This window comes from Pandoraea pneumonica, assembly GCF_049918595.1.
GTDB lineage: Bacteria > Pseudomonadota > Gammaproteobacteria > Burkholderiales > Burkholderiaceae > Pandoraea > Pandoraea pneumonica_A.
Genome location: NZ_JBNCRZ010000002.1, coordinates 625,026 through 638,205 on the forward strand (window position 1 = coordinate 625,026; position 13,180 = coordinate 638,205).

The following is a 13,180-nucleotide window of genomic DNA, read 5'->3' on the forward strand; positions in this document are numbered from 1 at the left end:
TCACCGAGGCAGCGTGCGCGAGGTGCACACGGCCACGGCTAGCGCTCGCCATCCGCTGCGGGGCTGGCAGCAAAGCGCATCGGGACGGTGTCGATGCGCGATTCCACGGTGAACGGCGCAATCGGCGGCGCCCCCGACGGCCAACTCACGACGAAGCGCCGCGTCTGTCCGGCCAGCACGTAGCCAAGCAGACCGCGCGTGAGCTCGACGCTGCGCCCCGTGGCATCGAGCACGCGCGTGGCACCTAACTGGGCATGCCGTTCGCCGTCGTTGTGCACGGTCAGCTCGCCTTGCGGCATTTGCATGTCGAAGCGCAGCGACGGCGCGTGCGCATCGTCCGCTTGCACGAACACGGGCAGCGAGTAGCGCAAACGAATGGTCACGCCCTCGGCGGGCGCCTCCGCCACCGCAGGCAGTTCGTCGACGAGCAACCGGTAGCTCTGCTCGCCTTGCGCGGGCTCGGGCGTCAGGCGCACGAGCCGCACGATCTGCTGCTCACCCGGCTCGATGCGCAGAATCGGCGGGCTGGCAATCAGCGCGTCGGTGGGGGTGAGCACGTTGTCGCCGTCTTGCTGCGTCCACGCGTACAAACGCAGTTGGCCGTGAATCGGCAAGTCGCCGGTGTTGCCCAGCGTAAGGGTCGTGGCCGGTTGCGTCGGCGCGAGATTGACGATCACCGGCGAGACCTGAAGGCTCGCGCCGTTCCCGTCCGTCACGCACAGCGTCAGCAAAGCGACAAACGCACCGCTGGCCGCCCGCACGGCGTGACGGCAAGCGTCGGGTCTCGAAGGGGTAGTCATCGCCGTTGCCCTCAGAAGTACACCGTGGCCGTCACGGTCGATGTGTAGACATCCGGCGTGGGCATCGTGGCCGAGAGCGTCGCCTGTCCATAGACGGTGTAGGTCTTGACCACGCCGCTACCGGAGTCGCCCAGCGTGTTGGTGCCTTGCGTGTTGCCCCATGGCGTGGCGTGCCCCGAGTCTTGATAGAGCCCGAACGGGATGGTCGTGGTGTTGCCGGTAAGCGTGCCCGCCAGCAGACGGTTCGTCTCGGTCGAGCTAGCCGTCGTGCCCGCGTTCAAACCGATGTTGTAGCCCGTCGACGAGGTGCAAATGACCGAGAGCGTGGACGTGCTCGGCACGGGGCCGGTGGCCGACCCCTGCACCGGGGTGAATGTCATCGGCGTGGCGGCAATCGTGCAGCCAGGCAGAATCGTCAGCGTCACCAGCATCGTTGCCGTGGCCGAGCCGTTGGAATAAGTGGCGCCTTGTGCGGGGCCGTTCAGCGCGAGCAAGCCGGTAGCCCCGGACAGGGCCAGACACAGCAGCGATTTCTTCATCGTCGTTCTCCTTCGGAGTCCTACTGGAAAGTGGGGCGATACGAAGCGCGGTTCGGCACTACGCAGTCAGCGTGAATGGCACTTGTTTAACGGACGCTGTTTACGTAGTTTATGAAGGCATTTGCTCGGAATGAGCGGTGTGTGACGGCTTTCGGAATGTTCCCAATTAAGCGGCGAAATGCCGCACTTGCCGTCTCTGCGGGATACGCGCAACGCGCATGCTTTGCGATGACGCAGTGCGCACGCGTGATGGGGCGGTGTGACGGGCGTGCAACGTTGTTGGCCGTCTGCGACGCGGTGTCGCAGGGCAGAATGACGGCGATCAAAGCCCGTGCGTGCGGCACAAGCATTCGCGCATATTTCACTTGCTCTCGTTACGTTGCCGTCTCTAGAATGACTTCTTGACGCGTATCGGGCGTCGTCGGCGCTACCCGCGCGACACAACGCCTGCGATCCGTGTTAGGGCCTGTTCACTCCAAAGGCCCGGATTGCCCGCGGATATTTCACGAGAGGGATGCCATGCTCAGACTTCTGTCGAAATACTGGTGGTTGCTCGTTTTACGCGGTGTGCTCGCCGTGGTCTTCGGCATCGCGGCCTTCGCGTTGCCCGGCGTGACGATTGCCGTGCTGGTGCTGTGCTTTGGCGCGTTTTCCTTTGTCGACGGGGTCTTCTCGCTCGCGGGTGCGTGGAGCGCACGCAAGGAACACGCCGAATGGTGGCTGCCGCTGTTGCAAGGCATTGTCGGCATCCTCATCGGTGTCCTGACTTATCTCAACCCGGCGTTGACCGCCGTTGCGTTGCTCATCTATATCGTTGCCTGGAGTTTCGTCACCGGTGTGCTGCAAATTGCGGCCGGTATCGCGCTGCGCCGCGAGGTCAAGGGCGAACTGTGGATCATTCTCTCCGGTGTGTTCAGCATTCTGTTTGCCGTGTTCATCATGTGGCAGCCGGGTGCCGGGGCGCTTGCGCTCATCTGGGCCATCGGTGCGTGGGCCATCGTCTGGGGCGTATTGCTCGTGATGGCCGGCTTCAAGTTGCGTGGCGTGGCGCATGACGGTTCGCCCGCCGCATCGGGACACTCGGGGCACGCACGGCCTTGATGCCAACGTGTCGCCAAAGCGTCGTCTCGTCTGCGTTTTAGCGTTTCGTTTCGTCCGCACAGGTGGCCTTGGCCGCCTGATGTCGGCGGATTCCTCCCCCCGGCAGCCGCTGCGCTGCCAGACGTCAGCAGGAGTGTGAAATGGCTCTGAACCATACGCGTAACACCCTCGGTGAAAAGATTCGGATCGAATCGGTCAATCAACTCAATCGGGGCCTCATCAACGGTATCGACGTGCAGCGTCAGGCGAAGCAGGCGCATTGGAACGTGCACGGCCCGGGCTTCATCGAGCTGCACTTGCTGTTCGACGAGGTGTACAACGCCGCGATCGAATGGGCTGATCTGTGCGCCGAGCGTCTCGTCGCGCTGGGCGGTGTGGCCGATGGCCGAGTGCAGACGGTAGCCAAGAAGACCGAACTGCCGGAGTACAAGAACGAGTTCAAGCGCGGGCTCGATCACGCTGCCGCGCTGGCGGAAGCGCTGGCCGCTTACGGTGAAATCATTCGCGGTCTGATCGACGCGTCGGCCGAGATCGGCGACGCCACCACGTCGGACGTGTTCACCGAAATCTCGCGCGGCGTGGACGACCACCTGTGGAAGGTGGAAGCCCACCTTCGCGGCGAGTAAAACCCATTCGGCCGCCATCGCTCGCTGTCAGCCACAGGCTGTCGCTCCCCGTTTCCGGCGGCTGATTTCTCGTTAATGCGCGCACCGGCGTTTGCTCGGTGCGCGCATTTGTCATCTCTGACGCATCAAGGCCAGTTCACCCTAGCTCGTTCCCCTCGGAGCCGTTATGACCACCCGCAATCTGAGCCAAATGTTCCAGCCGAAGTCGGTCGCCGTGATCGGGGCGTCCAACCGCGAGCGTCGTGTGGGCACGACCGTGCTGCAAAACGTGATCGATGGGGGCTTCGAAGGTGCGATCTACCCGGTCAATCCGAAGTATTCGACGCTCGCCGGGCTCAAGTGCTATCGCGATGTCGCGGACTTGCCACAGGCGCCCGATCTCGCCGTGATCTGCACTCCGCCAGCGACTGTGCCGGATCTGATTCGCGATCTCGGTGAGCGCGGCACGCGTGCCGTCGTGGTACTTACCTCGGGCCTGGCGCGCGAGCGCGATCGCAACGGCGTCACGTTGCAGGAGCGCATGCTCAAGAACGCCAAGCCTCACGTGCTGCGCATTCTCGGGCCGAACTGTATCGGGTTGCTGAGCCCCGGCATCGGACTCAATGCGAGCTTTGCGCACATGGGGGCGCGGGCGGGCAAGCTCGCATTCGTGTCGCAATCGGGGGCGCTCACCACCGCCGTGCTCGACTGGGCCGACGCGCGCGAAATCGGCTTCTCGCACTTTGTTTCGATGGGCGACAGCGCCGACGTGGACTTCGGCGACATGCTCGATTACCTCGCGAGCGACCCGGGCACCGACGCCATCCTGATGTACATGGAATCGATCCGCGACGCGCGCAAGTTCATGTCGGCAGCGCGCGCGGCGTCGCGTAACAAGCCTGTGGTCGTCATTAAGTCAGGACGCGTGCCGGAAGGTGCGCAGGCCGCTGCATCGCACACAGGTGCACTCGCGGGTTCGGACGATGTCTATGACGCCGCGATTCGCCGTGCAGGCATGTTGCGTGTGAATACGACCGACGAACTGTTTGCGGCGGTGGAGACGCTTGCGCGCTTGCGGCCGTTCTACGGCGACAAGCTCTCGATCATGACCAATGGCGGCGGCGCCGGTGTGATGGCGACCGATGCGTTGGTGCTCGACGGCGGCAAACTGGCACATCTGTCGGATAAGACGCGTGACGCGCTGGACGCCGCGCTGCCCAAAACGTTGGGCCGTGTGAACCCGGTGGATATCGGCGGCGACGCCGATCTCACGCGCTACACGGCGACGCTCGCCGCGCTGTGCGAAGACCCGGAAACGGCGGCGGTGTTGTTCATTCAGGCGCCCACGGCAGTGATGCCGAGCGTGGACGTGGCAGGGGCACTGGCGGCGTTACCTAAGCCGCCGAAGAACGTATTTACCTGCTGGCTCGGCGGTGAGACGGCCGAGCGCGCGCGTCGCATTTGTCGCGAGGCCGGGCTGCCGACTTACGACACGCCGGAGAATGCCGCCCGTGCGTTCCTCGAAGCGGTGAACTACCGCCGCAATCAGTCGTTGCTGATGGAAACGCCGCCGTCGATTCCGCCCGGCTTCGCACCCGACGTCGCACGTGTGCGTGCCATCGTGGGTGACGCGATGCGCGAAGGCCGCGAGTTGCTCTCGGAGCCGGAAGCCAAAGGCGTGCTGGCGGCTTATGGCATTCCCGTGGTCGAGACGGTGGTGGCCGACACGCCCGAGCATGCCGCCGAACTCGCGCAGGGGCTGGGCTTCCCGGTGGCCGTCAAATTGATTTCGCCGGACATCACGCATAAGTCCGACGTCGGCGGCGTGGTGCTCAATATCGAAACGGCCGAACAGGCGTTGGAAGCGGCACGCCAGATTCGCAAACGCGCGCTGGCGGCGAAACCCGACGCACGCGTGACGGGGTATTCCGTGCAGCGCATGGCGAACGGGGCCGAGGCGTTCGAGCTGATCGTCGGTGTCGCCACCGACAGTGTGTTCGGTCCGGTGCTGCTGTTCGGACAGGGCGGCACTGCGGTGGAGGTGATTGCCGATCGCACGATCGGTCTGCCGCCGCTGAACTTGAATCTCGCTCGCGACATGGTGGCGCGCGCTCGCGTATCGAAGCTGATTGCGGGCTATCGCAATCGCCCGGCCGCCGATCACGAAGCGATCTATCTCACGCTTGTGAAGCTCTCCCAACTCGTGTGCGACGTGCCGGAAATCGCGGAACTCGATATCAACCCGCTGTTCGCCGATTCGCACGGCGTGCTCGCGCTCGACGCCCGCATCGTCGCGCGCGCACCGGCGGCGCCCGGACATACGCGCTTGGCCATCCGACCGTATCCGCAAGAACTCGAGAGCACGGTGGACGCAGGGGGCAAACCGGTGCGCGTGCGCCCGATTCGCCCAGAGGACGAGCCCGCCTATAACCAGTTCTTCCACACTCTCACGCCGCAGGATGTGCAGTTCCGCTACTTCGGGCTGATCAAGGAGTTGTCGCACTCGCAAATGGCGCGTGTCACGCAGATCGACTACGACCGCTCGATGACGTTCGTCGCCACGGAGAAAGACGACGAAGGCAACACGCGGCTGCTCGGCGTGGTGCAGGCGTTGGCCGATCCGGACAATACGGTCGCCGAGTTTGCCGTGACGGTCAGTCCGGCCGCGCAGGGCAGGGGGTTGGGGCGTGCGTTGATGGAGCACATCATCGACTACAGCCGCAAGCGCGGTACCGGGGAACTCATCGGCTATGTACTCACGGCAAATACGCGTATGCTGACACTCGCCCGTCATCTCGGCTTCAAGGAAGCCAAAGAGATGGAAGCGGGCATTCTTCATATCCGGCTGCCGCTGCAAGAGACGGCGCAGGCGTAGGTGTCACGGTTCGCGCCGTCAGTCGAGGGCGGCGCGAGCGCAGTGCCTGGCGCCCGCGCGCGGGGCAGGGCAGCCGCCTCGACCAAGGATTCGAATGCTAGTGAACTGCGTGGCCTATGAGGATGGCCGCAAGATTGCCGACCTGCATCCCGACGAAATTTCGGACTATCTCGAACGTCCGCATTGCTTCGTCTGGGTAGCGCTCAAAGACCCCGGCCCTGGAGAGCTCGCGCAGATGCAGCACGAGTTCGGCCTGCACGATCTTGCCGTCGAAGACGCCCAGCACGGCCACCAGCGCCCGAAGATCGAACAGTACGGCGACTCGCTCTTCGCCGTGCTTCACGTGCTCAACAAAGACGCCGACGGCGACTTCTCGATCGGTGAAGTCGCGATCTTCGCGGGGCACAACTATGTGCTTTCCGTGCGTTCGAACGCGACGCAGGGTTTGGGCGCAGTGCGTGCCCGTGCGGAGAAAGAACCGCACTTGCTCAAGCAAGGGTCGATCTTCGTGCTCTATGCGCTCATGGACGCCGTAGTCGACAGCTATTTCCCCGTGTTCGACGATCTCGAAGCGCAACTCGAAGCCATCGAGGAACAGATCTTCGCGCGCAACGAACCGGCCAAAGGCCGCGAGATCATCGAAGACCTGTACCAACTCAAACGCCGGCTCATCACACTCCAGCACGCGTGCGTGCCGCTGATGGAAGCGGTGAGCAAACTCTTCGGCGCGATGGCACCGAAGTTGTGCGGCGGTATGCAGGAGTACTTCCGCGACGTGTTCGACCATTTGCAGCGCATTACGAAGAACATCGACATGTTGCGCGAAATGGTGACGACGGCGCTCTCGGTCAATCTCGGCATGATTTCGCTGGCGGAGAACGAGACGACCAAGCGGCTTGGCTCGTTCGCCGCGCTGTTCGCCGTGCCCACGATGATCGCGGGGATCTACGGCATGAACTTCGCCGATATTCCCGAGCTGAAGTTTCAATACGGGTATCCGGTTTGCGTCGGCGTCATGATCCTCATCGATCTGTTCCTGTTCCTGAAATTCCGCAAAGCAGGGTGGCTGTGATGCGTAGGGGTGCGTAGGGTTTGGGCAAGGACGTTCGGGGGCATGAGAGGGCACGAAAAGCGGCGTTTTTGTGCAGCCTTTCATGTCATCCGGATGTCGCCACAGCCTCGTGCGCGTAGCGCTGTTGCCCAGTGGCAACGGGGCGGTTGCCCCTCCTTTTTTCCGCAGTGACCGGCGTCGAGTAATTGCACTAGAATGCGTCAACGCCGCTTCAGACGGTTGCCAAGGTTGAGAACTACAACAAACACCAGGCAAATAGGGGTCAGATATTGAACGCACCACTTACGGGGATCCGCGTCATCGAGTTCTGTCGGGGCGCGGCGGGCGCTTATTGCGGCATGCTGTTGGCCGACATGGGCGCGGACGTCATCATGGTCGACGATCCGGTCGACGAACTTTCCAACGATAGTCACGGTAGCCACGGGCCACTCGGTGCCACTGCGCATGCCGGTTTGCGTCGCAATAAGCGCTCGGTCGCGCTCGATCTCGGCACCCTCGAAGGCCGCAGCCTTGCCCACACGTTGGTGCGCGGCGCGCAGGTCGTCATCGAGTGCTTGCCCGCGGGTACGCTCGTGCGTGCGGGGCTCGGCTATGACGCGTTGTCGGTGGTGCAGCCGCATCTCGTCTACGTGTCGATTTCCGCATTCGGTCAGGATGGACCACGCTCCGCAGGCCATCCAGGCGTGCCCGCTATCGATGCCTTGCGCGGCATGCTGGGGACGACCCCCGGCCGCCTTGAACCGCCACGCGATTTGCCTGTTGCCGATCTCGCAGCAGGGCTGTATGCGGCGTTTTCCGTGTCGGCCGCGTTAGTCGCTGCCCAGCAACACGGCCGCGGCGTTCATATCGATGTGCCGATGCTCGGTGCCACGCTTGCTATCGCCGCGCTGCGCGCGGGCGAGGAGAGCGCGAATGGGACGGGCAGCGCCATCGCCGGGGCAGGGACGCACGCCAGTGACGAGGCCCGCTTTGGCGGACCGACGGCACCTTGGCCGACGTTCCGTGCAAAAGACGGGTATTTCGGCATGGATCTCGACGGTCAGGCACATTGGCGGGCGATTTGCGCGCTGGTACACCGCGTCGACCTGCTCGACGACTCACGCTTTGCCAATGCCCGTGAGCGCGCGCGTCATCAGGCAGTTTTGCGCGACGTGCTGGAAGCCGTTTTCATGCACGACGACCGCGCGGTCTGGCTTGCCCGTTTGAGTGCAGTCGGCGTGCCGTGCACGGCCATCAGCACCTATTCGCGCGTGTTGGCCGATCCGCAGGTGGCGCATATGGGCTGGGTGAGGCCGATGGTCCTGCCCAGCGGCGAGACGACGCATACGATCGTTTCGCCGGTGCGTCTGAATGGTCACGGGCCGGTGACGCATCGCGAGCCGCCCGCACCGGGGGAGCACACGGGCGATATTCTGGCCGAGCTTGATGCGGTGTCTGCGGCAGTGTCTGCGGCGGTGGCTACGGCAACCAGTGCAGAACCGACGTCGCAGAACGACACCGTGCTTATCGAGCCGTCGCAGAAGCGCTAACTTGACACCACGGGCGCCTCTCCGGGGCGCTCATCATCCTTCCCCCCTCGGTTTCTCCTCCCATCTCTGCGGCCCATAGCGGCTGTTCTCCCTCCGGTCTACCCCCATCTCGCGCTTTCGTCGTCGACGCCACAGTCGTCCGTTTTGCTGCGTGAAATATTACAAATCATTTGCAACTGGTGTTAGAAATAGTAATAATTCGCATTTACGAAATACGATCCGAGGTCGGTATTGCACTGATTCGATGGCTGTAGCTAACGATGGGCAGTGGATGTGGCGGGGTGATGCAATGTCACGCGCCTTGAAACACCGGGCAAGTACAGAACAACGACAGCGTAAGACTGGAGACGGATCGCAGACAAACCAGCGATCTCCAGGGGGGAATCCAAGATGCAAGTGGGACCGATGACGCTGCGTCGCTCGCAGTTGAGCGCAGCATTGGTGGGTATTTTGAGTGCGCAAGGCGCGATGGCCGCAGACGCCGACGCTGACGCCAAGCGCGCGTCGACCGACGTGCAACTCCCGAGCGCCAATGTCACGGGCAATCGTGACAACTTCAAGGCCGATTACTCGTCGTCGCAAAAATTCACTGCCCCCATCGTCGACACGCCGCGCTCGGTCACGGTCATCCCCGAACCGCTGTTGCAAAGCACCGGTTCGAGCACCCTCACGGAAGCGCTGCGCACGGTGCCTGGCATCACGTTCGGCGCAGGCGAGGGCGGTAACCCGCTCGGCGATCGTCCGTTCCTGCGCGGTTACGACACGCAAGGCAGCTTGTTCGTCGACGGCATGCGCGACGTGGGCGCCACCACGCACGAAATGTTCAACACCGAAGCGGTGGAAGTCGTGAAGGGCGCAAGCGGCGCCTACGGCGGGCGTGGCGGTGCGGGTGGCAGCGTCAACATCGTCAGCAAGGAAGCCAAGCTCGGCACGTTTGCCGAGGGCACGGTGGGCCTGGGCAATGCCAAGTACAAGCGCCTGACGGCGGACGGCAACTGGCAGATCGGCGATCACGCCGCGTTCCGTATGAACCTGATGGGCCACGACGCGGGTGTGGCCGGGCGCGACGCGATTTACGACTCGCGCTGGGGTATCGCGCCGTCCGTGGCGTTCGGGTTGGGCACGCCGACGCGTGTGGTGGCGAGCTTCTATCACATGCAATCGGACGGCCTGCCGGACTCGGGCATTCCGTACAACTACGCACCGGGACGCCGCACGGGGCCGGCTTCGGTCGATCCGAGCAACTTCTACGGGCTCGACGATCGCGACTTCCGCCGCACGTCGTCGGACATCGGCACGATCAAGATCGAGCACGACATCACGCCGACGCTCACGCTGCGCAACATGACGCGCTACACGAAGTCGTCGCAAAGCTACATCTGGACGCAGCCGGACGACAGTCAGGGCAACGTGGCTAACGGCAAGGTTTGGCGTCGCGCGAATACGCGTGACAGCAACGTGTGGAGCATTGCCAACCAAACCGAGTTGTTCGGCGAAGGCCATACGGGGCAGTTCAAGCACAGCTTCAACGTGGGGGCCGAGTTCTCGCGTGAGTCGAGCCGTAAGGACGCTTATACGGTGGCCGCAGGCAGCGGCTCGGGCACGGGCAACTCGTGCCTGCGTGGCGTGGGCGCGGCGTCAGGCTACAACTGCACGAGCCTCTATAACCCGAACCCGTACGATCCGTGGACCGGCAGTATTCGTCTGAACGACGATCCGGCATTCCAGCGCACGCTGACGGCGGCGATTTACGGTTTTGACACGATCGATCTGTCCAAGGAATGGCAGATCAACCTCGGCGCGCGCGTGGACCGCTATTCGACGGACTTCACCGATACGCGCGCCAACGGCGGCAAGTCGGTCTCGCGTGACGACACGCTGTTTAACTGGCAGGCAGGCGTGGTGTACAAGCCGCTGCCGTACGGCAGCATCTATGCGTCGTATGCGACGTCGTCGACGCCTGCTGGCGCGTTGCTGGGCGAAGGCAGCGAGACGCAAGGCCTCACCCCGGGCCGTGGCGGTGTCGGCCCTAACGCGGCGGATCTCGCACCCGAGAAGAACCGTTCGTATGAAATCGGTACGAAGTGGAATGTGCTGGGCGAGCGCCTCTTGCTCACGGCCGCGCTGTTCTACATCGAAACGAGCAATGCGCGCGTGACGATGGCCGACAACACCTACGCCATGGTCGGCGGCAAGAACGTGAAGGGCCTGGAATTGGGCTTCGCGGGCAAGCTGACCGACAAGTGGCAGGTCTTCGGCGGCTACACGTACATGAAGAGCGAGTTGACGGACAACGGCACGGGCACGGCGGCGTCGAACAACGGCAACCAGTTCCCGAACACGCCGCGTAACAGCTTCAGCCTGTGGACGACCTACGACATCATCCCGTCCGTGACGGTGGGAGGTGGCGCGTTCTACACGTCGAGCGTGTTTGGCGATCCGGCGAATCTGCGCGAGATTCCGTCGTACTGGCGTTTCGATGCCATGGCGTCGTGGCGTGTGAATAAGCATCTGTCGGCACAGCTCAACGTGCAGAACCTGTTCAATCGCCGCTACTTCGATCAGGCCTATCCGGCGCACTATGCGTCGATGGCGCCGGGCCGCAGCGCGATTGTCTCGCTCACCGCACGTTATTGATGGTTGGCGATGCGAATTGATCCGGCGCAGATTGCGTCGCTCACGCCTGCGCAGGTTCGCGACATCCTGGCGGGGCCGCCGGAAACGGCGGCCGCGTGGCTGGCCGCGGCTTCGCAGGCGGGGCATGTCGAAGCGCAAGTGGTCTACGCGCAATGGCTGCTCGATGGGCGCGGCGTGGCACGCGATGCCGAGGCCGCGCTCGATCTGTTCAAGCGCGCGGCACACGCGGGCCACGGTATGGCGGCGAACATGGCCGGGCGTTGCTACGAGAACGGTTGGGGCGTGCCTGCGAGCGATGAAGTCGCGCTCTATTGGTATCGCCAGTCAGCGCGCCGCGATGAGCCGTGGGGCATGTATAACCTCGCCACGCTGCTCACACTTGGGCGTGGCGCGCCGCAAGACCGGCCTGCTGCGCTTGCGTGGCTGGTGAAGGCCGCCACGCTCGGGCACGCGAAATCGCAGAATCTGCTCGGCGGTTTTTACGAGGACGGATGGGAAGTGCAGCGCGATGTTGCATGCGCTTTCGATTGGTATCGCAAAGCGGCCGAAGGCGGCGATTTTCGCGGACAGTTCAACGTCGCTCGTTTGCTGATCGGGCAGGGCGCCTGCGATCAGGCGCTAACGTGGCTCGTGCGCGTGCCGAACGCGGCCACCCCCGCGTTTCTTGCCAAGGCAGCGGAATTTCTCGCCAATGCCCCTGATATGCGCATTCGTGCACTCGCCGCCCAGTGGGTTGCAATGTCGCAATCGGCTCACACCGCCCCCTCCGCCGCCCTCCAGGACTGACCGGGGACCCTTCCCGCGGCTCAGACAGTGTGCAACTCGTCTCGGTGAGGGCCCCGATAGGTCCTTCCACCGATATCGGTCCTTCCTGCGAGAACCCTTGACCGTTTCGCGTCGCCACACTTTGCGCACCGTCGTCACTTCTATATAATCATTGGTCATAAGCATATGACCAATAGTGATTTGGATTTCATCCAAGTCGCGTGACGCCGGAAAACCTACCCCAATGCTGCTCGCCACACTAAGTTCGTCGCCAACGGCTGCCGTTCTGGGCGCCGCCGTGGGACTCGTTCTCGGACTGACCGGCGCCGGTGGCGGCATTTTCGCGGTTCCGGCGCTGGTCTTCGGTCTCGGCTGGGGTGTACCGCAAGCCGGGCCCGTCGCGCTCCTCGCCGTTGGGGCCAGCGCCGCAGTCGGCAGCGCACAAGGGCTTCGTGCAGGTCTGGTCAGATACCGTGCGGCACTCCTCATGGCCGGTATCGGTATCTGCGTAGCGCCGCTGGGTACGTGGGTAGCTCACCGGCTTCCTGAACACTGGCTCGTCGGCCTGTTCGCGTTTGCCATGCTGATCGTCGCAACTCGGATGTACCGGGCGTCGCGAGGGCAAGGTGGCGTAGCGGGCAGCCTTGTCGTTCAGCCGCCGTGCCGCCTCGATCCGGCCACCGGACGCCTGCACTGGACGCGGCGCGTGGCCAGCACACTCGGTGCCATCGGGGCCGTCTCGGGCTTCGCCTCGGGTTTGCTCGGCGTCGGTGGCGGCTTCGTCATCGTGCCCGCATTGCGCCGTTTTTCCGATATCACGGTGCACGGGATCGTCGCCACATCGCTGTTCGTCATCGCCCTGATTTCCGCGGGGACCGTCGCGAACGCTTGGTGGCACGGCATGCATCCGGGTACGCAAGGATGGCTATTCGTCGCCGGCGCCGTCGCCGGCATGGTGATCGGCCGCATGCTCGCGCCGCGCCTCGCCGCCGCACGGTTGCAACAACTGTTCTCCGTGCTCATGGCGCTCGTCGCCGCCGGCATGTTCTTCAAGGCGTTCGGCGGTTGAATCGCTAGGCAGATGTCGCGGGCCAGCGGTCCGACATCCCATTGCTTATGGATCTCTCGAAAATCGCAACGCTTTTCGAGTGACTTTCCTGTGGCCGCAAAGCGACGCTTCATCAGCGTACGCCAATGGCGATTCTGTCTCGTCTAGTGCGGCAAAGTGAATCTTTGTGGCGCACGTGTGTCAATCAC

10 protein-coding genes are annotated in these 13,180 nt (G+C 63.6%); 8 read left to right on the forward strand and 2 right to left on the reverse strand.

The features are described from left to right. Window positions 1-38 precede the first annotated feature (38 nt). Window positions 39-800: a fimbrial biogenesis chaperone gene (locus ACPWR9_RS09375; protein WP_426297211.1), complete on the reverse strand. Its 762-nt coding sequence runs from the start codon at window positions 798-800 to the stop codon at window positions 39-41. 11 nt (window positions 801-811) lie between these two features. Beyond that, a complete protein-coding gene (locus ACPWR9_RS09380; protein WP_426297210.1) occupies window positions 812-1,339 on the reverse strand; it encodes a Csu type fimbrial protein in 528 nt (175 codons plus the stop codon). A 519-nt stretch (window positions 1,340-1,858) separates the two neighbouring features. Between ACPWR9_RS09380 and ACPWR9_RS09385 the strand changes: the two genes are divergently transcribed. From ACPWR9_RS09385 to ACPWR9_RS09420, 8 genes are all read left to right on the forward strand, one after another. Further along, window positions 1,859-2,440: an HdeD family acid-resistance protein gene (locus ACPWR9_RS09385; protein ID WP_426297209.1), complete on the forward strand. Its 582-nt coding sequence runs from the start codon at window positions 1,859-1,861 to the stop codon at window positions 2,438-2,440. Window positions 2,441-2,580: 140 nt separating this feature from the next. Then, window positions 2,581-3,066, forward strand: a complete 486-nt coding sequence (gene dps / locus ACPWR9_RS09390) for a DNA starvation/stationary phase protection protein Dps (protein WP_426297208.1) — start codon at window positions 2,581-2,583, stop codon at window positions 3,064-3,066. A gap of 166 nt (window positions 3,067-3,232) precedes the next feature. Next, entirely contained in the window at window positions 3,233-5,920 is a 2,688-nt protein-coding gene (locus ACPWR9_RS09395) for a GNAT family N-acetyltransferase (protein ID WP_426297207.1), read from the forward strand. A gap of 94 nt (window positions 5,921-6,014) precedes the next feature. Further along, window positions 6,015-6,992: a magnesium/cobalt transporter CorA gene (gene corA / locus ACPWR9_RS09400; protein WP_426297206.1), complete on the forward strand. Its 978-nt coding sequence runs from the start codon at window positions 6,015-6,017 to the stop codon at window positions 6,990-6,992. 269 nt (window positions 6,993-7,261) lie between these two features. Beyond that, complete coding sequence (locus ACPWR9_RS09405) at window positions 7,262-8,521, forward strand: CaiB/BaiF CoA transferase family protein (RefSeq protein ID WP_426297205.1); 1,260 nt, start codon at window positions 7,262-7,264, stop codon at window positions 8,519-8,521. Window positions 8,522-8,911: 390 nt separating this feature from the next. Beyond that, on the forward strand, window positions 8,912-11,158 hold the full coding sequence (locus ACPWR9_RS09410) for a TonB-dependent receptor (RefSeq protein WP_426297204.1): 2,247 nt from the start codon (window positions 8,912-8,914) through the stop codon (window positions 11,156-11,158). 3 nt (window positions 11,159-11,161) lie between these two features. Then, window positions 11,162-11,944, forward strand: coding sequence for a tetratricopeptide repeat protein (locus ACPWR9_RS09415; RefSeq protein ID WP_426297203.1), 783 nt, complete (start codon window positions 11,162-11,164; stop codon window positions 11,942-11,944). 223 nt (window positions 11,945-12,167) lie between these two features. Further along, on the forward strand, window positions 12,168-12,992 hold the full coding sequence (locus ACPWR9_RS09420) for a sulfite exporter TauE/SafE family protein (RefSeq protein WP_426297202.1): 825 nt from the start codon (window positions 12,168-12,170) through the stop codon (window positions 12,990-12,992). Window positions 12,993-13,180 lie beyond the last annotated feature (188 nt).